We start from the raw sequence: 25,837 nt of genomic DNA on the forward strand, positions 1-25,837 counted from the left end.
TTCCTCACTTCCGCACAGGTGCGGTGCCGCATTCCCACGTCACCGCACTCTTCGTTTACCTGCCTTCGATGCTAGGTCGGCGCGGGCGTCGGCGGGCCCCGCCGATCCCTTGTCCTCCCCTGACCGTCCCCCTAGGGAACGCGGGAGCCGACCCGGACGTTCCAGCAACAGACAGGAACAGAACAGCGAACTGGCACAGAGGCCCGGGGCCCGGGGTCAGCGCTCGGGCGGCGAGAACATCACGAGGACCCGCAGATCCTCGGTGATGTGGTGGAACTTGTGCGCGACCCCCGCGGGCACATAGACCACGCTGCCGCGCGCCACCTGGGTCGTCTCCATGCCGACCGTGATCGACGCCCGTCCGCTCACCACGAAGTACACCTCGTCCTGCCCGTGCGGCTGCTGCGGATCCTGGGTGCCGGCGTCCAGCGCGTACAGGCCGACCGACATGTTCCGTTCACGCAGAAACTGTAGGTACGCACCGTCGTTCGCGGCGCGTTCCGTCTCCAGCTCATCCAGTCGGAATGCCTTCATCGCCCTCTGTCCGCCCTGGCCCGCCGCCGGTTCCGCCCGCGCGGGCTCTTGATGTGATGTCCGTCTGCCACGATCAGCCGCTTGGCTCCCCCGATCATGGGGCGCGGCACAGCCATACGTCCAGGTACGGACGCCAAGGGCATCTTCTCCCGCAAGGCGTCTCGCGCAGACCTTCCGTACACAACGGAAGGTGCGCCACAGTTCCGTTGCCCGCGCATCGGTTGGGTAGAAGCGGTACTTGAACGCCCACTTCACCGGGGTGGGCGTTCACAGCTCACCATTATCATCACATTCAGTGACAAGTGCGGTATCCATGGAGGAACCCCGATGAGGAATTTCGTAGTCAAGACGCTCGCCAACGCAGGGGCCCTCGCCGTCGCCATCTGGCTGCTCGACAAGATCACCCTGAGCGGGGCCGGCACCGGCAAGAAGGTGCTGACACTCGTCATAGTGGCGCTGCTCTTCGGCCTGGTGAACTTCCTGGTCAAGCCCGTTGTCAAGGTGCTGACTTTCCCGCTGTTCATTCTGACGCTCGGTCTGATCACCCTGGTGGTCAATGCCCTGATGCTGTTGCTCACCTCATGGCTCGCCGACAAGCTGAGCCTCAGCTTCCAGGTGGAGGGGTTCTGGACCGCGGTCCTCGGCGGCCTGATCATCTCCGTGGTGTCCTGGGCGCTGAACGTCGTCCTGCCCGACGACAACGACTGAGTGAGTCCCGTGCCCTATCGCGTCTGTTTCGTCTGCACCGGCAACATCTGCCGCTCACCCATGGCCGAGTCGGTGTTCCGCGCACGGGTCGAGACGGCCGGACTCGGCGGTCGGGTCGAGGTCGACAGCGCGGGCACGGACGGCTGGCACGAGGGGGACGGCGCGGACCCGCGCACGGTGTCCGTCCTGGTGGCCGCCGGCTACCGGGGCGACCACGAGGCCCAGCGGTTCCGGGCCTCGTGGTTCCACCGGCTCGACCTCGTGATCGCGCTGGACACCGGGCACCTACGCGCCCTGCGCCGACTGGCACCCACCCCGGCCGCCGCCGCGAAGGTCCGGTTGCTCCGCTCGTACGACCCCGCCGCGGGCTCCGACCTGGACGTACCCGACCCTTATTACGGTGGTCTCGACGGGTTCGAGGAGTGCCTGGAGATGGTCGAAGCGGCAAGTGAGGGCCTGCTCGACGCCGTACGCGAGGCAGTGGAGGGACAGGCGGTATGACGGACGTTTCAGCGGGGTCAGGGGCGGGTGCGGGATCGGGGGCTGCGCGGGCGGCTTCGGCGGCGGGCGGGCCGGGTGACGGTACGCGGGCGGTGCGGGCCGGACTGCCCGAGCCGGTGAACCATGAACCGACCCTCCCGGGGCCTGTGTTCGCGGCCCACTTCCACCTCTCGGGCGATGTCACGGGGCCCTACAAGTACGGGCGCGACGAGAACCCGACCTGGACCCATCTGGAACGCGCCATCAGCGAACTGGAGTCCCCGAACGACCAGGGGGGCGCAGGCCACGGCGTCGAAACGCTGGTGTTCGCGTCCGGCATGGCCGCCATCTCCGCCGTGCTCTTCTCGCACCTGCGCGCGGGCGACACCGTGGTCCTCCCGGACGACGGTTACCAGGTCCTCCCCCTGGTCCGCGAACAGCTCCAGGCGTACGGCATCGAGGTGCGCACCGCGCCCACCGGCGGCGACGGTCAGCTCGCCGTACTCGACGGCGCCCGGCTGCTGTGGATCGAGACCCCGTCGAACCCCGGCCTCGACGTCTGCGACCTGCGCCGGCTCATCGACGCGGCGCACGCGCAGGGCACCCTGGTCGCCGTCGACAACACCCTCGCGACCCCGCTCGGCCAGCGCCCCCTGGACTTCGGCGCCGACTTCTCGGTGGCCAGCGGCACCAAGCAGCTCACCGGACACGGCGACATCCTCCTCGGCTACGTCACCTGCCGCGACGCCGAACGAGCCGCGGCCGTGCGCCGTTGGCGCAAGATCGTCGGGGCGATTCCGGGACCGATGGAGGCATGGCTCGCCCACCGCTCCCTGGCCACCCTGCACCTGCGCGCCGACCGGCAGAACGCCAACGCCCTCGCACTCGCCGAGGCGCTGCGCGACCGACCCGAGGTGACGGACCTGCGCTACCCCGGGCTGCCCGACGACCCCTCGTACCCGATCGCGTCGCGCCAGATGCGGCGGTTCGGATGCGTGGTGTCGTTCACGCTACCCACCCGCGCCCGCGCGGAACGCTTCCTGGAAGCGCTGACCCTCGTGGACGACGCGACGAGCTTCGGCGGCGTACGGTCCACGGCCGAACGCCGCCGCCGCTGGGGCGGAGACAACGTCCCGGAAGGCTTCATCCGCTTCTCAGCGGGCGCCGAGGACCCCCAGGACCTGATCCCGGACGTCCTGCACGCCTTGACCACGACAGCACACTGAACGACAACGCGCGGACGACAGACGGACGGCCCGAACCTCCCCCCTCGTGGCTCGGGCCGTCCCGGTTCCTTTTGTGAAGAACCGCGCGAACAAGGCTAGTTGACTCTCTGTCAGTGTCCAATCACTCCAGCGACAGAGACCTATCGACATATTTATACTTGGCACGGCAGGGGGAGGGTGGGGGACGGGGGCAAGGACAGGAGGAGGGGAGCGCAATGGATCTGGCCCTGCTGCGCACCTTCGTCACCGTGCACCGAGCCGGCTCCTTCACGCGGGCCGCCGCACTGCTCGGCCTCTCGCAGCCTGCGGTGACGTCCCAGATCCGCACCCTGGAACGCCAGTTGGGCCGCCCCCTCTTCCTGCGTCAGGCCCGTGGGGTCACCCCCACAACCATCGGTGACGAACTCGCCCACAAGGCCGCGCCCCATCTCGACGCCCTTGTGGAGATCGCCGAGACCGGCCTGGACGAGGACTCCTCGCTGCGCACGCTGCACCTCGCCGGTCCCCCCGAGTTCACCGCCGAGCGCGCCCTACCCGCCCTCACCGCGCTGACCGGCCACGACGGCCAGGGCTTCGCGCTGCGCGCCTCGTTCGGCACCGCCGAGGAGACCTTGGAGGGGCTGGCCGCCGGACATCACGATCTGGCCCTTTCCACGGCCCGTCCACGCGGCGCCCTGCTCACCGCCACTCCGCTCTGCGACGAGGAGCACGTCCTGGTCGCCGCACCCCGCTGGGCGACCCACATCGGTCCGGGCAAGCTGCGCCGCAAAGGCGCACCCGTGCTGGAGAACCTGCCGGTGGTCGAGGTGCATGAGTCACTGCCGTTCGTGACGCGCTACTGGGCAGCCGTCTTCGACTCCGTCCCCGCCGCCTCTGGCACAGTCGTCGTCCCCGATCTCCGCGCGGTCCTCTCCTGCACCGCAGCGGGCGCCGGGCTCGCCGTACTGCCGCGCTATCTGTGTACGTCCGCCCTGGAGCGCGGCGACATCGTCTCCCTGCTCGACCCGGCGGTCCCGCCTCTGCGGACGTACTTCCTCGTGGTCCGTACGGGGACCCTGGCGATGCCGCACGTCGCGCGGGCACACGAGTGGCTGCTGCGGGCCGGGGGCGCCTGGGACTGAGGAAGGCCGCCGAAGGCCACCGAGGGCCGCCAAGGGCCGCCGGACGTGCGGAATGTTTCACGTGGAACCAGCCGGGCCACATTTCTCCCATGACCGTTCGACCCGTGGTCAAACGCACCGCACGCGCCATCCTGCTCGACGGAGACGACCTGGTCCTGATCAAGCGGACCAAGCCCGGCGTCGATCCCTACTGGCTCACCCCCGGCGGCGGAGTGGAACCGGAGGATTCCACGGTCGTCGACGCCCTGCACCGCGAGGTACACGAGGAACTCGGCGCCAAGATCACCGATGTGGTGCCCTGCTTTGTCGACACCGTCGAGCACATCGGTGAGGACAGTGCGTCGACCGGAGTGAAGGTCCAGCACTTCTTCGTCTGCCGACTGGAGTCCCTGGACGAGACCCAACGGCACGGTCCCGAGGTGGACGAGCCCTGTGGCGAGTACGAGATCGTACGGGTGCCGTTCACCCGGGTCGGTATCGCCTCAGTGCATCTGGTGCCGCTGTCCCTGCGCCACTATCTCGACGGCAACATCGAGGGTGTACGGGCGATGCACGCGCCCGATCTGGGCTGACCCACCGAGCCGTCGAAGCACTGCCCCCGTACGCCGACGCTAGTACGCGGGGTTACTCCCGCTGTCAGACGCCCTGCCGGGCCGCGCACGGCACGCTGTTTCACGTGAAACTACGCCGCCCGGCCCGTAGGGCCACCCTCGTCCTGCATATCGCCTTCTCGGTCAGCTGGCTCGGCCTCAGCCTGGGGCTGCTCGCACTCGCCGTCACTGCGGCGACCAGCGGATCGACGGAGGCCATGGAAGCCTCGTACCGCTCCATGAAGGTGTTCACCGACTGGCTGATCCTTCCGGTGGCACTGATCACGCTGGGCACCGGACTGCTGCTCTCACTCGGTACCCCCTGGGGCCTGGCCCAGCACCGCTGGGTCTACACCAAGTTCTGGCTCACCCTCGTCACCACCGCCGCGTCGGTCTTCGCGCTGCGGCCGAGCGTCGACAACGCAGCCGCGCAAGCCGTCGCCGGCGTACCGGTCGAGGGTGCGGCCGGTCTCGTCGTACCGCCTTTGGTCTCGCTCAGCGCCTACGCCTTCATGACGGCCCTCTCCGTCCTCAAACCGTGGGGTCTCACTCGGCGTGGCCGAAAGGTACGGTCGAGTGGGCGCAAACCGCTGGACGCCGAGGGTCTGCGTCAGACAGCCTGACCAGGGTGTCGACACCTTCTCTCTCCGCACTGCCCATCCGCCGACTGACCCCTCGGGATGTGACCGCCTGTGCCGATCTCTCCCAGGATCGCGGCTGGTCCCCCGAGGACCACAAATGGGGCCTGCTCCTCGCCGCCGGTACGGGATACGGCATCGATGCCCCCGACGGCCAAGGACTGATGGGCGCAGCCGTCGTGACCGCCTACGGCCGACAGGACAGCCCTGACCTGCTGGCGATCGGCATGGTGCTGGTCGCCCAGCGGTACGAGCGCCAGGGCGTCGGGCGCCGGATGATGCGCCACCTGCTCGCGGAGGCGGGCACGACGCCGCTCACCCTGCACGCGACACCGAACGGCCGCCCGCTGTACGAGGAGTTGGGCTTCAAGGCCGTGGGCAGCGCCGAGATGATGGTCGGCGCCTTCACTGCCGAGGGTGTCGACGCCGCCGCGGACACGGCGGGAACCAAGCAAGCCAGGGGAGCCAAGGGGACCGGGGCGTCGGTGGCCACGCGCTCCGCCACCGCCGAGGATCTGCCCGCGATCCTCCGCCTGGACGACGAGGTGTTCGGCCTCGACCGCACCCATATGATCACGCGTCTGCCGGCCTTCGCGGATCAGCTCCAGGTCGCCGAGGCGAACGGTGAGATCGTCGGCTACGCCGCCGCCTGGCCCAACACGCACCACGAAGTCGTCGGGCCGTTGATCGCCCGGGACACGGAGACGGCCAAGGCACTCATCACCTCACTCGCCGCGCGGGCGGTGCGACCGCTGCGTACCGACATCGACGTACGCCATGAGGAGCTGCTGACCTGGCTGAAGGAGCGCGGTCTTGAGCCGGTCGCCTTCAACACGGTGATGGTGCACAGCGCCCCGGACCTGCCCGGAGACTGGGTCCGGCGATTCGCTCCACTGACGGTCGCGGCGGGCTGAGGACCGCCGCGCATCCAGAGAGGGCCGCGTACCGGTTGGACGGGCGGGATCAGTGTCGGTCGGCCGTCGCCCGCTCGGCCTGGTCGGTGGCGGCCGTCCCTCCACCCGTCGCCCCTCCAGCGTCCTGGGCACTACCGACGTCCTGGGCACTCCCGATGTGTTGGGCACCCCTGACGGTCTGGGCACTTGTGACAGCCTGGGAACCGGTGACGACCCGCCCGACGCGTACGGCACGGCGTTCCAGGGTCGCCGACACCACGGCCAGCATCAGCGCCGTCGCGGCGAGCGCCGCTCCCACCCAGTTCGGCGCGGTGTAGCCGAACCCGGCGGCGATCACGACTCCGCCGAGCCAGGCCGACAGGGCGTTGCCGAGGTTGAAGGCACCGATGTTCACGGCCGAGGCGAGCGTCGGCGCACCCTGGGCATGGTCGAGCACCCGCTTCTGCAACGGCGGTACGGTCGCGAAGCCCAGGGCACCGATCAGTGTGATGGTCACGGCAGCCGCGATCTTGTTGTGGGCGGTCACGGTGAACAGGGCGAGCACGACCGCGAGGGCTCCGAGGGCCACGTACAGCATCGGCATCAGGGCGCGGTCGGCGAACCTCCCACCGACCAGGTTCCCGCCGACCATGCCGAGGCCGAACAGCACGAGCAGCCAGGTGACGGAGCCGTCGGCGAAGCCGGTGACCTGCGTCATCATCGGCGCGATGTAGGTGATGGCGGCGAAGACACCGCCGAAGCCGAGGACCGTCATCGCCATGGCGAGCAGCACCTGCGTATTGCGGAACGCGGCCAGTTCATGACGCAGCCGCACCCCCTCGGCCCTGGGCATCTCCGGCACCAGCTTGGCGACACCGGCGAGCCCGATCACCCCGAGCACGGCCACGGCGACGAAGGTGATCCGCCAGCCGGCGGTCTGCCCGAGGAGCGTGCCGAGCGGTACGCCGACGACATTGGCGACGGTCAGACCGGTGAACATCATCGCGATGGCCCCGGCCTTCTTGTGCGGGGCGACCAGTTCGGCCGCGACGACCGAGCCGATGCCGAAGAAGGCGCCGTGTGCCAGTGAGGCGACGATCCGGCCGATGAGCATCACGCCGAAGACGGGTGCGACGGCGGACAGCAGATTGCCGACGATGAACAGCCCCATCAGCAGCATCAACATCCGCTTACGGGACACCTTGGTGCCGAGGACGGTCATGATCGGCGCCCCGATCATGACACCCAGGGCATAGCCGGTCACGAGAAAGCCCGCGGTCGGGATCGACACACCGAAGTCACCGGCGACCTCGGGCAGCAAACCCATGATCACGAACTCCGTGGTGCCGATGCCGAAGGCCCCGATCGCGAGGGCCAGGAGGGCGAGAGGCATGAGGAGGAGACCTTCCCAGACGATTGCAAGAGCGGTTAACTTGCGAACACAATAATTGCAGACGCGCGATACTTGCAAGCGCGGGCTATTGCGTTTGTGCCCTACCCTGGGGGAAGCCGCTCCGGGACGGAGGACCCACCGCCATGACAGCCACGGACCCCGCACTCACCGCCCTCGCCCAGGGCTGGTGCGCCCTCTCCTCGCTCCACGGCAGGATCGAGACGCATATCGAGCGGGCCCTTCAGTCCGGGCACGGTCTGAGCGTGCGGGAGTATTCGCTGCTCAACACCCTCAGCCGGCAGCACGACGGCCCCGGCGGTCATCTCCAGATGAAGCAGGTCGCCGACGCCGTCGTACTCAGCCAGAGCGCCACCACCCGACTGGTGACACGGCTGGAGGACCGGAGCCTGCTCACGCGCTATCTGTGCCCGACGGACCGCCGGGGGATCTATACCAATGTCGGCGACGCCGGTCTGAAGCTCCTCGAAGAGGCGCGCCCCACCCATGACCGCGCCCTGCGCGAGGCGCTGGACGAGAGCGCCCGCGATCCGGAGCTGGCACCCCTGGTCAGGGCCGTCGAGGCGGTACGAGTGCCGCTGTAGCGTGCGGTCGTAGCGTGTCGTCGTCACGCGCCCTCGTAGGCTGCCCTCATGACAGATCTCGCCATCCGGCCGGCCGTCGCCGAGGACATCCCGGCGATCGTGGCCATGCTGGCCGACGACCCGCTGGGCGCCCAGCGGGAATCACCCGACGACCTCACGCCGTACAGCGCCGCGTACGAGCGGCTGGCCGCCGATCCTCACCAGCATCTGGTCGTTGCCGTGCGGGACGAGCGCGTCATCGGCACCCTGCAACTCACCGTCATTCCGGGGTTGTCCCGCAAGGGCGCCTCCCGCTCGATCATCGAGGCGGTCCGTATCCACGCCGACGAGCGTGGCAGTGGACTCGGCACCCAGCTCATCGAGTGGGCGATCGACGTATCCCGGCGTGAGGGCTGCCAGTTGGTACAACTCACATCCGACGCCAGACGGATCGACGCGCACCGGTTCTACGAGCGGCTCGGCTTCGAGGCGTCGCATGTGGGGTTCAAGCTGCCGCTCTGAGGCCACCGGACGAGCCGTTCCGAGGGGCGGGCATGAACCGTTCCGAGGGGCGGGAACGCGAAAGCGCCATGTTTCACGTGAAACAAAGCGTCCTGTTTCACGTGAAACAAGACGCTTCGCCGCGTGCGGGAGGTTGCCGTCGGTGGGTACTCGGTCGGTGCTCGGTGGTTGCCGGCTGGTGCCTGGTGGGCTACTGCGGCAGTCCCCGCCAGCCCTCCGGGTCGACTCCGCCCGGCACCTCCGCCTCCGGGTCGTACGGCTGCCGGGTGAACACGAACGACCCCAGGTCGAGATGGCTCACCGAACCGTCCGGTCGCCGCACGGCCCGCAGGGTCTCCCCCGCGTAATAGCCCTCAAGGCCGAGCCAGGAGCCGTCGTCCCGCACCCGGAAACGGGAAGCGCGTCCCTGTCCCGACAGTGGCCCCAGCGTGGCACCGCCGTCCGCGGTCAACCGCAGCGCGACCGCCCCCGTCCCCCAGTACCAGGGTCCGGTCAGCTCCAGTACGGCCTGGTCGACCTCGGGCAAAGGGCGCCACGGCTCCGGAATCGTCGGCTCGGCCTCCGCCACGATCCGTACGAGATCAGCGGCGAGGCCCCAGATCGGCAGGCCGGAGGTGCAGTTGGCGAGCGTGACGGCGGCGAGGCCGTCCTCCACGCTGATGGCGAGCCCCGCGAGGAACCCGGGCAGCGACCCCGAGTGCCCCACGATCATCCGCCCGCCCATGAGTTGGAGCTGCATCCCGAGCCCGTACGCCCCTCCGGTGGCGACGTCCGCGAGTTCGGACGGGGACGCGGGGGTCCGCATCTCCAGGACCGACGCGGCGCTGAGCACCCGGTCGTCGCCACGGGCCAGGAAGACCGCGAAACGGGCCAAGTCGGCGGTGGTCGACCACAGTTGCCCGGCCGGCGCCATCCGTCCCAGGTCCTCGACGGGTTCCGGCAGCAGGGCATCGGCCCAGGGATGCACCGCCCAGCCGCCCGCGTGGGGCGCCTGCGGCTGTCCGCTGGTCCGGTGCAGCCCGAGCGGCTCCAGGACCTCCTGGCGCAGCACGTCCTCCCAGGGGGCTCCACGCAGCTCCTCCACAAGGGCGCCGAGAAGCGTGAAGCCCGGGTTGGAGTAGTGGTGCCTTCGGCCGGTCGGATGCTTGAACGGCTGGTCACCGAGGACATCCGCGAGGTCGGGCCGCAGTGAGCCCGGGGTCCGCTCCCACCAGGGCGCGGGTGACTCGGCGGCCAGTCCGGCGCTGTGGGTGAGGAGTTCGGCGATGGTCACCTCGCCGACTCCGGTTGCCTTCAGGTGCTTCTCCAGTGGATCCCCGAGGTCGAGCAGGCCCTCGTCGCGCAGCCGCATCACCAGCACGGCGGTGAAGGTCTTGGTGATGGAGCCGATGCGGTACTGCACATTGTCGTCGGGAGCGTGTCCGGCCACGCAGGACCGGGCGCCGCTCCAGACGACCTCCCCGTCCCGTACGACACAGGCGACCAGCGAGGGCGCCCGGCCCTCCGCCTGCGCCACGGCGATCCGCCGCAGCAGAGCCCGCCGCGTGGGGGCCAACAAACCTTCAGAAGATGACGTCATCCCCCCAGTCCATCCACTGCGCCGCGAAACGTCGAGCGCATTTCCCACGACCCGCCGCTCGACGCGCCGCTCGACGCGCGGTGGACGTGCCGTGCACCTGCGCGGTGTGGGCGGTATCAGCTAGGCGGTGCTTGTTCGGCGGCGAGCGTTTGCCGGCCGACGAGCCTTTGTCGGGTGACGAGTTTGGAGCGGGTCAGCTCAAGCAGGCGGCCCATCCAGTTGCGCCCTCGGTGGTCGTGAGCGTCCCGCCAGAAGGGGGAGTCCGAGAGGCCGGTGTAGCTGATCACGCTGTCCCCGGTGGCGAGGAGGATCTCGGCGAGGTCGGGGTGCTGGGTGAATTTCGCCTCCAGCAGGCCCTCCATGACCGCGAGCCGCATGCCGGGCCAATCGGCTCTGCGCTTTGCGCGACCTCCTCTGTCGTGCGCTTCCTTTCCGCTCGGGGCGTCGCGGATCCGATCGTGCTCGGAGGCGTCGGCGACTGACAGGGCCCAGTAACCATGGAGTACGGAGGGGTAGGTTTCCCCGGCGAAGTCCACCGGCGCCGGGAACTCGTTGCGCAGCACGAACCGTCCGAGTACTTCCGGCCAGCCCCGTGGATGGACGGTCTCATGCAACATGAAGGCGGCCTGACCGGCCTCGACCGGATCGTCCGCGTACTGGACGGCGCGACGCTCCTGCTCGCGTGCGACTCCCTGGTCACCCCGGTCGAAGTAGTCCAGGGCCTCCCTGTGCATGTCCGCTGTCACCACCGGACCGTCCCCGTCGACGGCGGTGCCCACGTCGGTCAGCAGAATCCGCAGGGGCCGGTCCTGACGGTCCATGTCGCCGAGGACGTAGATACGGAGGTGAGGGGGAACCGCCAGGTAGGCGTCTCGTAGCGAGATGCGACGGGACTCACTCCGGTCCTGCTGAAATCGTCGGATCGCATCCCAGCAACGCTGCCCGGCCATAGGTCGTCCGTTGAGTTCCTCGACCTTGTCGGCGACTTCGAGGAGAAACCCCTCAGGGGTCAGTGGTTCGCCGAGCCGGGAGGCCCACTTCGACGGCTCGTCAGGACGCTGTACGGCCGCGGGATCCGTGGCCGCGATCCGACCCGCTGCCAGCATCGTCTCCAGACCGCGCAGATCGGTCCACTCTTCGCATCTGATCGCCCCGTCCGCGAACACGATCAGATCGTCGAGAAAGTACCGGCCGGACGACTGATTCAACTGCCAGACGTGGCACCAGACCCCCTCGATCCTCTCCCCGCCCACCGTCCGATACGTCGGTCCCCGCCACGTCATGCGCGCACGCTACCGCCCGAGAGCGGCCAACTGCCGGGCCGGTGAACCGACGTCAGGAAAAGTTGGGCTCGGGTGGGTGTCCCACGGTCGGCCACGCGCGGTCGTCCACCGTCAGAAAGGGCTCGCTTAGCACGGTCGCCGGGGTGGTGCCGGTGAACTCCACGACGTCCCGATGCAGATGGGACTGGTCGCAGTAGCCCCCGTCCGCCGCGACTCGGGCCACCCCCTCACCCGCGACCAGACGGTGCACGGCATGGTCGAAGCGGACCAGCTTCGCCGCGTATTTGGGCGGAATGCCGAGGTGCGAGTGGAACCGCGACCACAGGCGCTTGCGGCTCCATCCGAGTTCGGCCGCCAGGTGGTCGACCCGGACGACGCCCCTGCTGACGACGATCCGGTTCCAGGCCCAGGCCACCGCCGGGTCCACCGGTGACCGCGCCTCAAGTCGGCGGGCGAGCAACGCGTCCATGAACGCGAAGCGCTTCTCCCACGAGGGGATGTCGCTCAGGCGCTCACGGATCCGTGATGCCTCCCTGCCCCACAGGTCATCGAGGGACACCAGGGAGCCGGCCAGATCGGCCGGACTGTCACCCAGAACCGCGCCCGCGACCACGGGGGACAGACGCACCTGCACGCACTCGACCTGTTCGCCCCACGCACGGACCCCGCCTCCGGAGCCGAATCCGGGCCCGGCGACGAGGCTGCCCCGATGTCGCCGCCCGGCGCCATCCTCCAGGGTGGGTTGGCTCGGCCCGAACTCCAGGATCAGCATCACCGCGGGGTGCGGTACCACCCGCAGGCCATTGAGGGGCGGGCCGGGGACCCGGAATCCGGCCATGTCCACACCGGCCACCCGGCTGGGCCGCTGCGGACGGGCGACCTCCCACACAGCGGGATCGTCACATCGCCTCGTGGTGGACTCCATCACCAAATTTTACGCGGGCCACCAGAGGGAACATTTGTCCAAGCCGCCCGTGCGCACCGGGGGCGACAGTGGGCTCATGACTCCTCCCGACGGGCACCCTCATCAGAACGGTGGCGCCGGCGCCACCGAGGATTCGGTCCTCTCCCTGGAGCACGGCGACATCTACCTGTGCCAGGACGGCCCGCGCGACGGCCCCGTGCTCCTGCTCATCCATGGATCCGCCGCGACAAGCCGTTCGTGGAACGCGCTGGTTCCGCTGCTGACCACGCTCCATCGCGTCATCCGGATCGACCTGCCGGGGCACGGCCGCTCGGCCGAACCGGTCGACGGCGACTACGCGATCCGCGAGCAGGGCCGCAGGGTCGGCACGGCACTGGACCGGCTCGGTGTCGGGCACGCCGTCGTCGTCGGCCACTCAAGCGGTGGGTATGCCGCCACCGCTCTCGCCGAGCAACGGCCCGACCTGGTGACCGCGCTCGTACTCATCAACACCGGCCCCGGCATGGATGCCTTCACCGCACCGGGGCCCGCCGTGATCGATCCCGCGCGGTGGCCACCGACCGACGATCAGATCCGCCAGTTCGCGAGCACCGCGTTCCGCGCGGGGTACGAGGTCCCGCAAGAACTCGTCGACGAACTGCGGGGTATGACGTACCACGCGGTCACCACGGCGATGCAGGCGTCCGTCGCGTATCTGAACCGGCAAGCGCTCCCGGATCGGCTGAGGACCCTCGGTAAGCCGCTGCAAGTGATCTTCGGTGACCAGGACCGCAGATGGCGACCTTCGTCCGCGGCCGACTACCGCGTCGTTCCGGGCGCGAGGGTCGAGTTGCTGCCCGGCGCGGGACACACACCCATTCTGGAGGAACCGGCGCGGACCGCCGCACTTCTCCTGCCCTTCGCCGAGAGCCACATGTAGGTTCTCGCGACCCGCTCTCACCACGACCCGCTCTCACAGCGATGCGCTCTCAGCACGATGCGCTCTCGCCGCGACCCGCTCTCACCGCCGTGTCATTTCCTCACCCGGGATTTCCTCACCCGGGGATCCTCCGGACGTCATCCGCGTGCGGCGCCCGGCTGCCGCTCGCCTGCCGGAGGAGCGCGAGTGCCTCCTCGGAAGAGGAACCGGCGGGGGTTGTGCACACGATGAGCACCTGTTCCGGTGAACGGGCGATCGACAGCGTCTGCTGTGTCACCGTCACCGTGCCGACGACGGGATGGCGCAGTTCGTACGACGCGGCATCGCACGGCGCCACCCGGTGGTCCCCCCACAGGGTGACGAACTCCGGGCTCTTCATCGTCAGCTCGCCGATCAGCTCCGCGAGCAGCGGGTCCTCCGGGTGCCTGCCGACGGCGCCGCGCAGGTTGCCGACCACCGCACGCACCTTGCGCTTCCAGTCCGCGTACAGCTCCTGACAGTGCGGGTCCAGGAACAGCATCCGGCTCATGTTCGGGCGTCGCGCCGGGTCGTCCGGGCCGAGGAAGTCCAGGTGACCGGCGAGCAGCGCGTGCCCGAGGGTGTTCCAGGCCAGCACGTCCGTACGGCGGCCGAGCACGACCGCCGGGACGCCGTCGACGGCGCGGAGGAGGTCGCGCGTTTCGTCGGCGAGCTTCTCGGGCCGCGGGCGGCGCACCCGGGGCGCGTGGCGGGCGGCGCCGGCGAGCCGGTCGAGGTGCTCGCGCTCGTGGTCGTCGAGCAGGAGAGCGCGGGCGATCGCGTCGAGCACCTCGGCCGAGGCCCCGCGGGACATGCCCTGTTCCAGCCGTGCGTAGTACGAGACGCTGACGCCCGCCAGCTGGGCCAGTTCCTCGCGCCGGAGCCCGGCCACCCGTCTGCGGGGCCCGAGGTCGCGCAGGCCGACGTCCTCGGGTCGCAGCCGGGTCCGTCGGGCTTGGAGGAAGGCGCCGAGTGGGCCGGGTCCGTTCATCACCCCAGTATTCGGTGCGCGGCCCGATCCCAGCCACACCCTGCGAGGGGGAGGACAGACCGGGAGTGGTCCGTGCCCGTCCGCGTGTCCAGGATCGGTCTCATTCGGCCACGTACCCCAGACCCGAGGACGGACCGCATGGATCAGAACCCGGGGCAGATCACCCTCGGCGACGTCACCGTCACCCGCATCAAAGAGTTCTACGGCTCGGTCCGGATGCCCCCGAGCCAGTTCTTCCCGGACAGCCCCGACGGCTCGTGGGACGAGCACCGCGCCTGGCTGGCACCCGACTTCTGGAACCCGGGGACGGACGAGTGTCATTCGGCGATCCAGTCCTGGCTGCTGCGCAGCGAGGGGCGCACGATCCTCGTCGACACCGGTGTGGGCAACCACAAGGACCGGCCCTACGCGCCGGTGTGGAGCCGCCTGGACACGCACTACCTCGACAACCTCGCCGCCGCCGGAGTGCGGCCCGAGGACGTCGACATCGTGGTCAACACCCACCTGCACATCGATCACGTCGGCTGGAACACCCGCCTCGACGGCCGGACCTGGGTGCCGACCTTCCCGAACGCCACGTACCTGATGAGCAGCCGGGACTTCGAGTTCTGGGACCCGGCCAACGAGAACAGGACCGTGCTCGGCCGCGGGAACCAGAACGTCTTCGAGGACAGCGTCACGCCGGTCCACCGGGCGGGACTGACGCGCCTGTGGGAGGGGACGTACCGGATCGACAGGAACCTGCGTCTCGATCTCGCTCCTGGGCACACCCCCGGCTCGTCCGTGCTCACCCTGGAATCTGGCGGCGATCAGGCCCTGTTCGTCGGGGACCTGGTGCACACCGCGCTGCAAATCGCGGAGCCGGAGACCAACTCCTGCTTCTGCGAGGACCCGGCGGAGTCCCGCGCCACCCGGCACAAGCTGCTCGGCCGCGCCAGCGAGAACAACGCGCTCGTCTTCCCTGCGCACTTCGGCGGCCAAGGCGCCGCGCAGGTCGCGCGCAGCGGATCGAAGTTCGCGATCAAGGAGTGGGCGGGCTTCTCCCGCATCTCCTGATGTCCCCCTCCAGACCTGATGCCTGATGTCCCCCTCCGGAGAGGAAGTGTGTCCCGTGTGTCCCGTGTCCCCACAGGCAGATCCGGTGGTCGAAACCCCGGCGGGCGCCGTGCGCGGCGTCCGTGACCGATCCGGCGAGCGCTACCGCGCCCTCCCCTACGCGGCGGCACCGACCGGCGCCGGCCGTTTCGCCCCGCCCGCGCCGCACCCGGGCTGGTCCGGTGTCCGCGACGGCATCCGGCCCTCGCCCACGGCACCCCAGCCGGCCCGCGACTTCGGCCGACTCGACATGACCCCTTACTTCGGGCCGGGCTGGGTGCCCGGCGAGGAATACCTGACCGTCGATGTCCACACGCCCGCCGCCGACGGCGGCAGGCGCCCCGTCATGGTCTTCGTGCACGGCGGCGGGTTCGTCACCGGCTCGAACCGCGCCGCGCTCTACGACGGCAGCGCGTTCGCCCGCGACGACGTCGTCCTTGTGACGGTGAACTACCGCCTCGGCATCCCCGGGTTCCTCGATCTGGCGGGTGCTCCGGCCAACCGCGGACTGCTCGACGTGCTCGCCGCACTCGGCTGGGTGCACGACACGGTCGCGACCTTCGGCGGCGACCCCGAGAACGTCACGGTCTTCGGCCAGTCCGCGGGCGCCACGCTCGTCGGCGCGCTGCTCGCGACACCGGAGGCCAAGGGCCTGTTCCGGCGAGCGATCGTCCAGAGCGGCAGCGGCACCGGCGCGTTCACCCCGGAGCAGGCGCGACGGGTCACCGCCACGGCAGCCGCCGCGCTGGGCGTCGAACCGACCGCCGAGGCGTTCGCCCGGATCACGGACGAGCGCTTCCTGGCGATCCTGCCCGCACTGGCCGGCCTCGACCTCCGCACCAGCACCGCCACGGACCCGCTCGCCGGGCTCAGCCCGTTCAGCCTGGTCCTGCCGGTCCAGCCCGCCGACGCTCTCGCCGACGGCCCGGCCGGCGACGTCGACCTGCTCATCGGTACCAACACCGAAGAGGGGCACCTCTATCTCGTACCGCGGGGCGACCTGGAGTCCACCACGGAAGCCGATGTGCTCGCCGTCGCCACCCGGACGCATACGGACCCGGAGGCCGCGCTCGCCGCGCACCGCGCGGCCCGGCCGGACGACACACCGGGCGAGCTGCGCTCCGCCGTACTCGGGCAGGCCCTGTTCGAGGCCGGTACGACACGCTTGGCGCAGGCCCACGCGCGGATCTCGGGCGGCCGTACGTACCTCTACTCGTTCGGGTACCGCTCGACGGCCCTGAACGGGCGACTCGGTGCCGCCCACACCGTCGAACTGCCCTTCGTGTTCGACATCGCCGACAAACCCTGGCTGCACGGGGACACCCGCCTACTCGGCCCCGACCCCGCCCCAGCAGGACTCGGGTCCCAGATACACGGCGCCTGGGTCACGTTCGCCGGCACCGGGAACCCGGGCTGGACTCCCTACGACCCGCGGCGACCCGCGGCGGAGATCCTCGGCGGCTGAACGTCCACACCGGACGGCCGTCTGCCTGCCGAGGGCGTCGGCCCGTCCGCACTAGCGGGTGAGGGCGTGTGCGTGTGCCTCGTCGAGTAGTTCCCGCAGCGCCGAGGTGGTTGGTGCGATGGCGGTGGCGAGCAGTGCCGGGCCGCCTGCCAGCGGTGCGAGGACGGCACACCCGTCCTTGGTGCCTTCGCCGAGGAGTACGGGGTCTCGTCGGACGTTGAGGCGCGGGTCCACGACAAGGAGCTGGCCGACGGCGCGGTGCCTGTTCAGGACGGCCGGGCCGTCCCAGCCGGGTTCTGGCGCCCCATAAGCCGTGTGCTGGTCGAGTAGTGGGCGCCCGGCGCGGTGGACCAGGATCCGGCTGACGAGGTGGCCTGGTTCCTCGTCGGCCCGGCCCAGGAGTTGCACTTCTCGCAGTACGAACCGTGAGGTGGCGGCGAGTTCGACCGTGTACGTCTGTCTGAGATTGCTGCCGGCGGCGCTGATCAGGGGCTGCGGCAGCCAGCGCAGTTGGGCGTGTTCTCCGGCGGTGAGCCGCACGTCGTAGGTGGCCGCTTCGGTGGTGGGGCCGCGCAGGGCGAGCGTGGCGGCGGCCGTGGTGACCTCCAGCTCGGCCCGGTCCTCGGCGGTGATGTCGAGGGTGAGCCGGTCGCCGCCGAGCGGGGCGCTCATCGCGCCGATGATCCCCACCGTGGCGGCGTTGCCGGCGGTGCGCATGCGCCGCAGGTGGAAGGGACCGTCGCTGCGCAACTGCGGGAGGGTGGTGACGCGTCCGTTGTGCGCGGCGCGGATCCGGGCCGTGGCACGTACGCCGTCGGGGTGGCCGGCGGCCTTCTGGGCGCCGGCTGGGGGAGCGTCGAGGTCGGACGTGGCTTGGGCGGAGGCGGGTGGGGAGGAGGGGCTCATGCAGTTGCCCCGGCGCGCCACTGGGCGAGGTGGCCGGTTACCCAGTCGGCGACTTCGCGGATGCCGTCGTCGCAGGTGAGGCTGGTGAAGATGACGGGAAGGTCGCCGCGCTGTCGTTTCGCGTCGATGGCCATGGTGTTCAGATCGGCGCCGACGTGCGGGGCGAGGTCGGTCTTGTTGACGATGAGGAGGTCGGCGGTGGTGATGCCGGGGCCGCCCTTGCGGGGGATGTCGTCGCCGCTGGCCACGTCGATGACGAAGATCTGTACGTCGACGAGGCCCTTGGAGAAGGTGGCGGTCAGGTTGTCACCACCGGACTCGACGAGCACCAGGTCGAGGGGGTGGAGGGTCTGTTCCAGGTGCTCGACGGCTTCCAGGTTGGCGGAGATGTCGTCGCGGATCGCGGTGTGCGGGCAGGCGCCGGTCTCGACGGCGGTGATGCGCTCGGGCGGCAGGACGGCTTCGCGCAGCAGGTATTCGGCGTCCTCCCGGGTGTAGATGTCGTTGGTGACAGCGGCGATGCACCAGCGGTCGCGCAGGGTGCGGCAGAGCGCGGCGACGGTCGCGGTCTTGCCGGAGCCGACGGGGCCGCCCAGGCCGACGCGGAGGGCGCGGCGGCTGCCGTCGGGCCGGGTCGCGGAGGCGCTGGGGATGTGCTGGTGAGGCGGAGAGTGGTCGAGGTGCATGGCGACTCCGTTGGGAAATCCGGGTGTTCGGGTGGTGGTCAGGAGGCGAAGAGCCGGACGGTCCAGGCGGCGTGCTGCTCCGCGGTGATGTCCAGCAGGGGTGAGGAGGCCGACGGCAGGGCGTCGACGCCCTCGGTCATGGCGCGGGTCGCGGCGTCGGCCGCGGCTGCCGCGACGTGGTCGGTTTCGGGGCCGAGGCGGGCCAGCAGCCCCGAGGCGTCGAGCGGGTCGAGGCTCAGCAGGCGCACCGCTGCGGTGGCCGGGCCACCGATGTTCTCGTACGCGGCGGCGTAGGCGGCGTCCACCGGGGCGAGCCCGGCGGCGCGGGCGGCGAGGCCCACAACGATGGGCTGGTGTGCGCCCTGGGGTCGCGCGGAGGCCAGGTGTTCGAGTTCGGCCGACGGAAAGGTGGCACGCGCCGCGCGCATCATCTGCCGGCCGAGCCTGCGGGCGACGGCACGTAGTGCGGGGACGGGGGTGCGGGCGTCGGCGGCGGCGTCGAGCAGCAGCGGGTCATGTCCGCCGGCGGCTGCCGCGGCCAGCCCGGCCATCGTCAGACCGGTGGTGTGCAGACGCCCGCGGCAGAACGCCTCCAGGCTGTCGGTGTCGTGTACGGCTCCGTGGGCGACCGCGGCCTCGACGCCGCCGGAGTGGGCGTGCCCTCCGGCGGGGAAGCGGCCGTCGGCCAGGAGGAGCAGGGCTGCGCGGCTCATGGGCGAGCGGCTGCCTTTCGCAGGGTAGACAGTGATGCGGTGGCCCGGACGGGCACACCAGGCCCGGCCGTTGCGGCGGCGCCGACGGCCGGGCCTGGTGTCGGGTCAGAAGAGGAAGTACCGCTGTGCCAGGGGGACTTCGTTGACGTAGGAGCGCGGTACGGTCGCACCGTTGAGTTCGGTGCGGGCGTCGCTCGTCGTCGCACCGCCGATGGTGACCTCGAAGCTGTTGTGGTCGACTTCGAGGCTGTCCGGCACCGTGTCGTTCAGCTTCATGTCGCTCTTCCTGACGCCCCGGGTGTCCGAGATCTCGACGAACTTCTTACTGAGCCCGAGCCCCTCCGTCCTCGCCTCCGTGACCTTGTTGCGGCTGTCCTGGGTGATGACGAACTGGGTGTTCAGCCTGTCAGCCACGCCCGGGGCGGCGAAGTTCACCGAGTTGCTCCCCGGGGCACGACCGGTGGACCCCCAGACCGCCCGCGGCAGGTAGGGCTGCGGCGTCGTGATCGACGCATTGGCGTCGCCGACCTGCGCGTAGGCGAGCTGGCCGCCCTTGAGGACCATGTGCGTCTTGACGCCGAAGAACTTCGGCTCCCACAGCACCAGGTCCGCCAGCCTCCCCGGCTCCACGGAACCGACGTAACCCGCGATGCCGTGCGTGATCGACGGGTTGACCGTGTACTTGGCGACGTACCGGCGCGCCCGGTAGTTGTCGTTCGGCTTCAGCCTGTCCTCATTGAAGGAGTGGTTCTCGTCCGCCTCGATCGGTCGGACTCTCGCGCTCAGCAGGTCTTCGGACAGCGCGCCGTAGCGGGCCTTCATGACGTGCGCGGTCTGCCAGGTGCGCATGATCATCTCGCCGATGCGCCCCATCGCCTGGGCATCCGAGGACATCATCGAGATCGCGCCCATGTCGTGGAGGAGGTCCTCCGCCGCCATGGTGGACGGTCGGATGCGGGAATCCGCGAAAGCCATGTCCGCCGGAATGTCCGGGTTGAGGTGGTGGCACACGACCATCATGTCGACGTGCTCCTTGACGGTGTTCACCGTCAAGGGCCGGGTGGGATTGGTCGAGGCGGGCAGGACGTTCTCCTCCTTGACCAGCTCGATCATGTCCGGGGCGTGGCCCCCTCCGGCGCCCTCGACATGGAAGACATGGACGGAACGGCCCTTGAAAGCGGCCTTGGTGCTCTCCAGGAAACCGGACTCGTTGAGCGAGTCGGCGTGCAGAGCGAGCTGGACCTTGCGCTTCTCACAGACTGCCAGCGCCTTGTCGATCACCGCCGGAGTGGCGCCCCAGTCTTCGTGCACCTTGAAGCCGATGACACCGGCGTCCACCTGCTCGTTCAAAGCCTTGTCGTTCATCGTGCTGCCCTTGCCGAGCAGACCGATGTTGACCGGGTACTCGTCCAGGGCCTCGAAGACTCGGGTGATGTGCCACTTGCCCGGAGTCACGGTGGTGGCCGTGCTGCCCTCAGCGGGACCGGTGCCGCCGCCGATGAGAGTGGTCACGCCCGATGCCAGGGCCTCGTGGATCTCCTCCGGGCAGATGAAGTGAACGTGGGTGTCCACACCCCCCGCGGTGAGGATCCGGCCGTTGCCGGAGATGACCTCGGTGCTCGGGCCGACCACAAAGTTCGTCGCCGTCACCGGCAGCTGCTCGCCCGCCTGTTCACGAGCGGGCTTCTCGAACGCCGAGATCGGGTCCATCGTCTCGGGGTTGTATGCCTTGCCGATGGCATGAACCTTGCCGTCCCTGATGCCGACGTCGGCCTTGACCACACCCCACCAGTCGAGGATCAGCGCCCCCGTGATGACCGTGTCCACGGGAACGCGGCCCTCTTCGCCGTCCCCGTCCCTCGGGATGTGGGACATGCCCATCGACTCCCGGATCACCTTCCCGCCACCGAAGATCATCTCATTGCCGCTGTATTCCGGTCCGCCGCTCCAGTCGGCTTCGATCTCGACGGTGAGATCGGTGTCGGCGAGGCGGACCCGGTCCTTGCTGGTGGGCCCGTACAGAGCGGCGTAGTCCACCCGCTTCAGCAAGTTGCTCTGCCTCTGCCGGCCCCTCTGCCCCGGCTGGCCACTCATCGGACGACCCCCTCGCGCAGTCCCTGAATCTTGCTGGTGTCGTTCTTGGCATCGCCCTCGATCTTCACCAGCTCAACACAGCACACGTCTCCTGGTTCGAACCTCACGGACGTGCCCGCGGCGATGTTCAGCCGTCGCCCCTTCGCCTCAGCGCAGTCCTTGAGCGGTTCGTCGGGCACGGACCTGCCGACGGGGTTCTCGACCACCTTGAGGCCGGGGTTGACCTCGGCAAAGTGGTAGTGGGAGCCGACCTGGACGGGACGATCGGACGTGTTCCTGACCTTGATCGTCTTCTTGTCGGGCTGCAGGTTCGCGTTGAACGCGATCGCCTCATGCCAGGACGCGGCGTCCTCGCACTCATCGCAACAGGCAGGCGAGTCGGTGTCGTCGCAGTCGACAGGGCACTCCGGCCTGCGCGCCGGCTGGGGGTGCTCGACCTTGCCCGGGTAGACCTCGGGCTCCTCCGCGGCCTCCGGGATGGGGTCATGGATCGTGACCAGCTTGGTGCCGTCCGGGAAGGTCGCCTCCACCTGGACGTTCTTGATCATCTCCGGGACGCCGTCCATCACGTCGTCACGGGTGAGCACCCGTCGGCCCGAGTCCATGACGTCGCTGACCGTCTTACCGTCGCGCGCTGCCTCGAAGACGTGAACGGTCAGCAGGGCCATGGTCTCGGGATAGTTGAGAAGCAGCCCCCGGTCGCGGCGCTTCCCTGCTACGTCGGCCGCGACGTGGATCAGCAAGCGCTCCTGCTCATGCGGAGTCAAATGCACTATGACTCAATTCTGTTGGCCGGATGGTGCGTGCGGCCGGATATGCCGAGGTCACGGACAACGCTCCCTGGCCAACGGACGCTCCTTGAGCATCAGCGGACAAGAAAGGCGAGACGACCAAACAGCGGATGATCTACACCATCTGATGAATCCGTGGGGTACGGCGTTTTCACCCTGCCGGACAGAAGAAGCCCGGCTCCGAAACCGTGGACGAACTCGGTGAGTCGGGTAGCTCCTGGGACTCCGTCGATGAGTGATCACGCGGCATACCCCACGCCCGAGCAGCAAAGACGAGCCGCTACGTCTGGGCCATGTCCACGAAGCGGGAGTAGTGGCCCTGGAACGCCACCGTGATCGTCGCAGTCGGGCCGTTTCGGTGTTTGGCGACGATCAGGTCCGCCTCGCCCGCGCGGGGGGACTCCTTCTCGTAGGCGTCCTCGCGGTGCAGCAGGATCACCATGTCCGCGTCCTGCTCGATCGAGCCCGACTCACGGAGGTCCGACACCATCGGCTTCTTGTCGGTGCGCTGCTCGGGGCCACGGTTCAGCTGGGAGAGCGCGATGACCGGGAGTTCCAGCTCCTTGGCGAGGAGCTTGAGGTTACGGGACATGTCCGAGACCTCCTGCTGGCGGCTCTCGGCCCGCTTCGAACCGCCGGACTGCATCAGCTGGAGGTAGTCGATGACGACGAGCTTCAGATCATTGCGCTGCTTCAGCCGCCGGCACTTGGCGCGGATCTCCATCATCGACAGGTTGGGCGAGTCGTCGATGTAGAGCGGGGCGGCCGAGACGTCCGGCATCCGGCGGGCGAGCCGCGTCCAGTCCTCGTCCGTCATCGTTCCGGACCGCATGTGGTGCAGCGCCACCCGGGCCTCGGCGGACAGCAGACGCATCGCGATCTCGTTGCGCCCCATTTCCAGCGAGAAGATCACGCTGGGCAGGTTGTTCTTGATCGAGGCGGCCCGCGCGAAGTCCAGGGCCAGGGTGGACTTACCCATCGCGGGCCGGGCCGCGATGACGATCATCTGGCCGGGGTGCAGACCGTTCGTCAGGGAGTCGAAGTCGGTGAACCCCGTGGGCACACCGGTCATCTCGCCGCTGCGCGACCCGATGGCCTCGATCTCGTCGAGCGCGCCCTCCATGATGTCGCCGAGCGGCAGATAGTCCTCGCTGGTGCGCTGCTCGGTGACCGCGTAGATCTCGGCCTGGGCGCTGTTGACGATCTCGTCGACGTCGCCGTCCGCCGCGTATCCCATCTGGGTGATACGGGTACCGGCCTCGACCAGGCGCCGCAGGACCGCGCGCTCGTGGACGATCTCCGCGTAGTACTCGGCGTTCGCCGCTGTCGGCACCGTCTGCACCACGGTGTGCAGATAGGACGCGCCGCCGACCTTGGTGATCTCCCCCCGCTTGGTCAGCTCCGCGGCGACCGTGATCGGGTCGGCGGGCTCACCCTTCGCATAGAGGTCGAGGATCGCCTGAAAGATCGTCTCGTGCGCGGGCCGGTAGAAGTCATGGCCCTTGATGACCTCGACGACATCGGCGATGGCGTCCTTGGAGAGCAGCATGCCGCCGAGCACCGACTGCTCGGCGTCGAGATCCTGCGGCGGCACCCGCTCGAACGAGGACGGCCCGCCGTCCCAGGAACCGCCCTCGCGGCCCCGCTCGTGCTGCTCGTCACGCCCCCGGCCACCGTCGCCGCGCTGACGGGAGACGGGCAGACGATCACTGGGACCGCTGTCGGCCCAGGGGTCGTCCAAGGGCTCGGAAATACTCACCGGGCCACCTCCTCCCGTCCGCCGAGCGGACCTCGCCGTGCCTTCATTCCTACGGCACGGCTCTGACAATTCAGGTGCCCAACTCCGGTTGCGACGCGTCGGTTTTGTGACGTTTCCGAGGCCGTGGGACAGGGCGGGCGCCGACCCACGTTAGGCCCGTGGCCACCGTCAGCCAATCTGGTTATCCACAGGCGCTGTGGACAACTCCCCCTACGCTGTGGAGAACCCCGCGAAACCTGTGCACGACACGGTGGACAGCGCTGTGAACAAGCCCTCGAACACCCCGATCAACCCTCTGTGACCTGCGCTTTTCCCATCCACCGGCTGTGCAGAAGAAAAACTTTCCCAGTCGGCGCAAGATCCCTCCGAGCCACACGGCACCCCGTGCCGAACCCCCACAAAAGTAAGGGGCCAATGAGCATTGCATCTCTTACCTGTGGAAGATTAGATTGGCGCCCATGACCCAGGCTCCCGCGGTGACCAAGGCCGCCCGGCGCCGGCACGACCGAGAGATCGTCGCGCTGGCCGTCCCCGCCTTCGGCGCACTCGTCGCCGAGCCTCTCTTCGTGATGGCCGACAGCGCGATCGTCGGCCATCTCGGCACCGCCCAACTCGCCGGACTCGGCATCGCGTCGGCCCTTCTGATGACGGCCGTGAGCGTCTTCGTCTTCCTCGCCTACGCCACCACGGCCGCCGTCTCCCGCCGGGTCGGCGCCGGTGATCTCCAGGCCGCCATCCGCCAGGGCATGGACGGCATCTGGCTCGCCCTGCTGCTCGGCGCCGCCGTCATCGCCGTCGTACTCCCCACCGCACCGGCACTCGTCGACCTCTTCGGCGCCTCCGACACCGCCGCGCCCTACGCCATCACGTATCTGCGGATCTCATCCCTCGGCATCCCCGCCATGCTCGTGGTACTCGCCGCCACCGGAGTGCTGCGCGGCCTCCAGGACACCCGCACCCCGCTGTATGTCGCCATCGGGGGCTTCGTCACCAACGCCGTGCTCAATGTCGGCCTCGTCTACGGCGCCGGCCTCGGTATCGCGGGCTCCGCCTGGGGCACCGTGATCGCCCAGTGCGGAATGGCCGCGGTCTATCTCGTCGTCGTCGTACGCGGCGCCCGGCGGCACAACGCCTCTCTGCGTCCCGACCTCGCCGGGATACGGGCCTCCGCCCAGGCGGGCGCCCCCCTCCTGGTCCGTACGCTCTCGCTGCGGGCAATCCTCATGATCGCCACCGCGGTCGCCGCCCGCATGGGGGACGCGGACATCGCCGCCCACCAGATCATCCTGTCGCTCTGGAGTCTGCTGGCCTTCGCCCTCGACGCCATCGCCATAGCGGGACAGGCGATCATCGGGCGCTATCTGGGCGCGAACGACCCCGAAGGCGCCCGTGCCGCCTGCCGGCGGATGGTGCAGTGGGGGATCGTCGCCGGACTCGTCCTCGGAGTGCTGGTCGTCCTCACCCGGCCGCTGTTCATCCCGCTGTTCACGGGCGACCAACTCGTCCAGGACACCGCACTGCCCGCCCTGGTCGTGGTGGCCCTCTCCCAGCCGGTCTGCGGCATCGTCTTCGTCCTCGACGGTGTACTGATGGGCGCCGGAGACGGTCGGTATCTGGCCTGGGCGATGATCGTGACCCTGGCCGCCTTCGCTCCGGTGGCCCTGCTCGTCCCCGCACTCGGCGGTGGCCTCACCGCGCTGTGGGCCGCGATGACCCTGATGATGACCGTCCGCATGCTGACCCTGTGGCTACGGTCCCGTTCGGGCCGCTGGATCGTCACGGGCGCCACGCGATAGGGCATGTTTCACGTGAAACACCCCACGACGCACGACGCACCATCCGGCACCCGGCACCCGGCACCCGGCACCCGGCACCCGGCACCCGGCACCCGGCAAGCGTGTGGGGCCGCACCCCGAAGGATGCGGCC

At 69.5% G+C, this 25,837-nt stretch carries 25 protein-coding genes and 2 pseudogenes; 13 read left to right on the forward strand and 14 right to left on the reverse strand.

The features are described from left to right. Positions 1–216: 216 nt before the first annotated feature. Together ACFVT5_RS27020 and ACFVT5_RS27025 are read right to left on the reverse strand one after the other, a co-directional pair. Positions 217–534, reverse strand: a complete 318-nt coding sequence (locus ACFVT5_RS27020; protein WP_389893871.1) for a cupin domain-containing protein — start codon at positions 532–534, stop codon at positions 217–219. 180 nt (positions 535–714) lie between these two features. Then, a pseudogene (locus ACFVT5_RS27025) lies at positions 715–789 on the reverse strand (helix-turn-helix domain-containing protein); the annotation flags it as partial. Positions 790–861: 72 nt separating this feature from the next. Here ACFVT5_RS27025 and ACFVT5_RS27030 point away from each other — a divergent pair. The 7 genes from ACFVT5_RS27030 (at position 862) to ACFVT5_RS27060 (ending at position 6,211) form a co-directional block, all read left to right on the forward strand. Beyond that, positions 862–1,242: a phage holin family protein gene (locus tag ACFVT5_RS27030; RefSeq protein WP_389893208.1), complete on the forward strand. Its 381-nt coding sequence runs from the start codon at positions 862–864 to the stop codon at positions 1,240–1,242. Between the two features lie 9 nt (positions 1,243–1,251). Continuing rightward, on the forward strand, positions 1,252–1,743 hold the full coding sequence (locus tag ACFVT5_RS27035; RefSeq protein ID WP_389893873.1) for a low molecular weight protein-tyrosine-phosphatase: 492 nt from the start codon (positions 1,252–1,254) through the stop codon (positions 1,741–1,743). After that, complete coding sequence (locus tag ACFVT5_RS27040; RefSeq protein ID WP_389893211.1) at positions 1,740–2,948, forward strand: cystathionine gamma-lyase; 1,209 nt, start codon at positions 1,740–1,742, stop codon at positions 2,946–2,948. The genes ACFVT5_RS27035 and ACFVT5_RS27040 overlap by 4 nt, the downstream gene beginning before the upstream one ends. 215 nt (positions 2,949–3,163) lie before the next feature. Beyond that, the gene (locus ACFVT5_RS27045; RefSeq protein ID WP_389893214.1) at positions 3,164–4,069 is read left to right on the forward strand and encodes a LysR family transcriptional regulator; all 906 of its coding nucleotides are present in this window, start codon (positions 3,164–3,166) and stop codon (positions 4,067–4,069) included. Positions 4,070–4,158: 89 nt separating this feature from the next. Further along, on the forward strand, positions 4,159–4,641 hold the full coding sequence (locus tag ACFVT5_RS27050; protein ID WP_389893217.1) for an NUDIX domain-containing protein: 483 nt from the start codon (positions 4,159–4,161) through the stop codon (positions 4,639–4,641). Positions 4,642–4,745: 104 nt separating this feature from the next. After that, positions 4,746–5,282 (forward strand): DUF2269 domain-containing protein, encoded by a 537-nt coding sequence (locus ACFVT5_RS27055; protein ID WP_389893219.1) that lies wholly within the window; start codon positions 4,746–4,748, stop codon positions 5,280–5,282. A gap of 5 nt (positions 5,283–5,287) precedes the next feature. Continuing rightward, entirely contained in the window at positions 5,288–6,211 is a 924-nt protein-coding gene (locus ACFVT5_RS27060) for a GNAT family N-acetyltransferase (RefSeq protein ID WP_389893222.1), read from the forward strand. Positions 6,212–6,260: 49 nt separating this feature from the next. Here ACFVT5_RS27060 and ACFVT5_RS27065 read toward each other — a convergent pair whose 3' ends face one another. Continuing rightward, positions 6,261–7,583, reverse strand: coding sequence for an MFS transporter (locus ACFVT5_RS27065; protein WP_389893225.1), 1,323 nt, complete (start codon positions 7,581–7,583; stop codon positions 6,261–6,263). Positions 7,584–7,726: 143 nt separating this feature from the next. Here ACFVT5_RS27065 and ACFVT5_RS27070 point away from each other — a divergent pair, with 143 nt between their 5' ends. After that, positions 7,727–8,185, forward strand: coding sequence for a MarR family winged helix-turn-helix transcriptional regulator (locus ACFVT5_RS27070; protein ID WP_389893228.1), 459 nt, complete (start codon positions 7,727–7,729; stop codon positions 8,183–8,185). Between the two features lie 48 nt (positions 8,186–8,233). Continuing rightward, positions 8,234–8,686 (forward strand): GNAT family N-acetyltransferase, encoded by a 453-nt coding sequence (locus ACFVT5_RS27075; RefSeq protein WP_389893231.1) that lies wholly within the window; start codon positions 8,234–8,236, stop codon positions 8,684–8,686. A gap of 190 nt (positions 8,687–8,876) precedes the next feature. On the opposite strand, the gene ACFVT5_RS27080 is transcribed toward ACFVT5_RS27075, so the two are convergent. The 3 genes from ACFVT5_RS27080 to ACFVT5_RS27090 all read right to left on the reverse strand — a co-directional run bounded on the left by ACFVT5_RS27080 (position 8,877) and on the right by ACFVT5_RS27090 (position 12,386). Continuing rightward, positions 8,877–10,265: a serine hydrolase domain-containing protein gene (locus tag ACFVT5_RS27080; RefSeq protein WP_389893234.1), complete on the reverse strand. Its 1,389-nt coding sequence runs from the start codon at positions 10,263–10,265 to the stop codon at positions 8,877–8,879. Between the two features lie 116 nt (positions 10,266–10,381). Continuing rightward, the gene (locus ACFVT5_RS27085) at positions 10,382–11,548 is read right to left on the reverse strand and encodes an NADAR family protein (protein WP_389893237.1); all 1,167 of its coding nucleotides are present in this window, start codon (positions 11,546–11,548) and stop codon (positions 10,382–10,384) included. 52 nt (positions 11,549–11,600) lie between these two features. Then, complete coding sequence (locus ACFVT5_RS27090) at positions 11,601–12,386, reverse strand: helix-turn-helix domain-containing protein (protein WP_389893875.1); 786 nt, start codon at positions 12,384–12,386, stop codon at positions 11,601–11,603. A gap of 163 nt (positions 12,387–12,549) precedes the next feature. Between ACFVT5_RS27090 and ACFVT5_RS27095 the strand changes: the two genes are divergently transcribed. Beyond that, entirely contained in the window at positions 12,550–13,392 is an 843-nt protein-coding gene (locus ACFVT5_RS27095; protein WP_389893240.1) for an alpha/beta fold hydrolase, read from the forward strand. Between the two features lie 115 nt (positions 13,393–13,507). On the opposite strand, the gene ACFVT5_RS27100 is transcribed toward ACFVT5_RS27095, so the two are convergent. After that, entirely contained in the window at positions 13,508–14,401 is an 894-nt protein-coding gene (locus ACFVT5_RS27100) for a helix-turn-helix domain-containing protein (protein ID WP_389893242.1), read from the reverse strand. Between the two features lie 138 nt (positions 14,402–14,539). Between ACFVT5_RS27100 and ACFVT5_RS27105 the strand changes: the two genes are divergently transcribed. Together ACFVT5_RS27105 and ACFVT5_RS27110 are read left to right on the forward strand one after the other, a co-directional pair. Then, the gene (locus ACFVT5_RS27105; RefSeq protein WP_389893245.1) at positions 14,540–15,457 is read left to right on the forward strand and encodes an MBL fold metallo-hydrolase; all 918 of its coding nucleotides are present in this window, start codon (positions 14,540–14,542) and stop codon (positions 15,455–15,457) included. A gap of 64 nt (positions 15,458–15,521) precedes the next feature. Beyond that, complete coding sequence (locus tag ACFVT5_RS27110) at positions 15,522–16,961, forward strand: carboxylesterase/lipase family protein (protein WP_389893248.1); 1,440 nt, start codon at positions 15,522–15,524, stop codon at positions 16,959–16,961. 51 nt (positions 16,962–17,012) lie between these two features. On the opposite strand, the gene ACFVT5_RS27115 is transcribed toward ACFVT5_RS27110, so the two are convergent. From ACFVT5_RS27115 to dnaB, 7 genes and pseudogenes are all read right to left on the reverse strand, one after another. Then, positions 17,013–17,867 carry an urease accessory protein UreD gene (locus ACFVT5_RS27115; RefSeq protein ID WP_389893251.1) on the reverse strand — a complete coding sequence of 285 codons (855 nt, stop codon included), beginning with the start codon at positions 17,865–17,867 and terminating at the stop codon, positions 17,013–17,015. Continuing rightward, the gene (ureG, locus tag ACFVT5_RS27120) at positions 17,864–18,553 is read right to left on the reverse strand and encodes an urease accessory protein UreG (RefSeq protein WP_389893254.1); all 690 of its coding nucleotides are present in this window, start codon (positions 18,551–18,553) and stop codon (positions 17,864–17,866) included. The genes ACFVT5_RS27115 and ureG overlap by 4 nt, the downstream gene beginning before the upstream one ends. Before the next feature lie 38 nt (positions 18,554–18,591). Beyond that, positions 18,592–19,266: an urease accessory protein UreF gene (locus tag ACFVT5_RS27125; RefSeq protein WP_389893257.1), complete on the reverse strand. Its 675-nt coding sequence runs from the start codon at positions 19,264–19,266 to the stop codon at positions 18,592–18,594. Between the two features lie 105 nt (positions 19,267–19,371). Continuing rightward, a complete protein-coding gene (gene ureC / locus ACFVT5_RS27130) occupies positions 19,372–21,360 on the reverse strand; it encodes an urease subunit alpha (protein ID WP_389893260.1) in 1,989 nt (662 codons plus the stop codon). Then, positions 21,357–21,860 carry an urease subunit beta gene (locus tag ACFVT5_RS27135; RefSeq protein WP_389893877.1) on the reverse strand — a complete coding sequence of 168 codons (504 nt, stop codon included), beginning with the start codon at positions 21,858–21,860 and terminating at the stop codon, positions 21,357–21,359. Before ACFVT5_RS27135 ends, ureC begins: the two co-directional genes overlap by 4 nt. Next, a pseudogene (locus ACFVT5_RS27140) lies at positions 21,837–22,133 on the reverse strand (urease subunit gamma); the annotation flags it as partial. The pseudogene ACFVT5_RS27140 and the gene ACFVT5_RS27135, both read right to left, overlap by 24 nt. A gap of 298 nt (positions 22,134–22,431) precedes the next feature. Further along, positions 22,432–23,910: a replicative DNA helicase gene (dnaB, locus tag ACFVT5_RS27145; protein ID WP_389893263.1), complete on the reverse strand. Its 1,479-nt coding sequence runs from the start codon at positions 23,908–23,910 to the stop codon at positions 22,432–22,434. Between the two features lie 458 nt (positions 23,911–24,368). Between dnaB and ACFVT5_RS27150 the strand changes: the two genes are divergently transcribed. Continuing rightward, positions 24,369–25,706, forward strand: a complete 1,338-nt coding sequence (locus ACFVT5_RS27150) for an MATE family efflux transporter (protein ID WP_389893266.1) — start codon at positions 24,369–24,371, stop codon at positions 25,704–25,706. Positions 25,707–25,837: the final 131 nt, after the last annotated feature.

The organism is Streptomyces sp. NPDC058001, from assembly GCF_042886315.1.
GTDB lineage: Bacteria > Actinomycetota > Actinomycetes > Streptomycetales > Streptomycetaceae > Streptomyces.

Bases quoted from the DNA above. Each gene is read 5' to 3' on its own strand.
- ACFVT5_RS27070 (WP_389893228.1), top strand. From the start codon at position 7,727: ATGACAGCCACGGACCCCGCACTCACCGCCCTCGCCCAGGGCTGGTGC.
- ACFVT5_RS27100 (WP_389893242.1), bottom strand. From the start codon at position 14,401: ATGAACGGACCCGGCCCACTCGGCGCCTTCCTCCAAGCCCGACGGACC.
- ACFVT5_RS27085 (WP_389893237.1), bottom strand. From the start codon at position 11,548: ATGACGTGGCGGGGACCGACGTATCGGACGGTGGGCGGGGAGAGGATC.
- ACFVT5_RS27050 (WP_389893217.1), top strand. From the start codon at position 4,159: ATGACCGTTCGACCCGTGGTCAAACGCACCGCACGCGCCATCCTGCTC.
- ACFVT5_RS27065 (WP_389893225.1), bottom strand. From the start codon at position 7,583: ATGCCTCTCGCCCTCCTGGCCCTCGCGATCGGGGCCTTCGGCATCGGC.
- ACFVT5_RS27095 (WP_389893240.1), top strand. From the start codon at position 12,550: ATGACTCCTCCCGACGGGCACCCTCATCAGAACGGTGGCGCCGGCGCC.
- ureC (WP_389893260.1), bottom strand. From the start codon at position 21,360: ATGAGTGGCCAGCCGGGGCAGAGGGGCCGGCAGAGGCAGAGCAACTTG.
- ACFVT5_RS27090 (WP_389893875.1), bottom strand. From the start codon at position 12,386: ATGGCCGGATTCCGGGTCCCCGGCCCGCCCCTCAATGGCCTGCGGGTG.
- ACFVT5_RS27020 (WP_389893871.1), bottom strand. From the start codon at position 534: ATGAAGGCATTCCGACTGGATGAGCTGGAGACGGAACGCGCCGCGAAC.
- ACFVT5_RS27045 (WP_389893214.1), top strand. From the start codon at position 3,164: ATGGATCTGGCCCTGCTGCGCACCTTCGTCACCGTGCACCGAGCCGGC.
- ACFVT5_RS27105 (WP_389893245.1), top strand. From the start codon at position 14,540: ATGGATCAGAACCCGGGGCAGATCACCCTCGGCGACGTCACCGTCACC.
- ACFVT5_RS27115 (WP_389893251.1), bottom strand. From the start codon at position 17,867: ATGAGCCCCTCCTCCCCACCCGCCTCCGCCCAAGCCACGTCCGACCTC.
- ACFVT5_RS27125 (WP_389893257.1), bottom strand. From the start codon at position 19,266: ATGAGCCGCGCAGCCCTGCTCCTCCTGGCCGACGGCCGCTTCCCCGCC.
- ACFVT5_RS27030 (WP_389893208.1), top strand. From the start codon at position 862: ATGAGGAATTTCGTAGTCAAGACGCTCGCCAACGCAGGGGCCCTCGCC.
- ureG (WP_389893254.1), bottom strand. From the start codon at position 18,553: ATGCACCTCGACCACTCTCCGCCTCACCAGCACATCCCCAGCGCCTCC.
- ACFVT5_RS27040 (WP_389893211.1), top strand. From the start codon at position 1,740: ATGACGGACGTTTCAGCGGGGTCAGGGGCGGGTGCGGGATCGGGGGCT.
- ACFVT5_RS27075 (WP_389893231.1), top strand. From the start codon at position 8,234: ATGACAGATCTCGCCATCCGGCCGGCCGTCGCCGAGGACATCCCGGCG.
- ACFVT5_RS27150 (WP_389893266.1), top strand. From the start codon at position 24,369: ATGACCCAGGCTCCCGCGGTGACCAAGGCCGCCCGGCGCCGGCACGAC.
- ACFVT5_RS27080 (WP_389893234.1), bottom strand. From the start codon at position 10,265: ATGACGTCATCTTCTGAAGGTTTGTTGGCCCCCACGCGGCGGGCTCTG.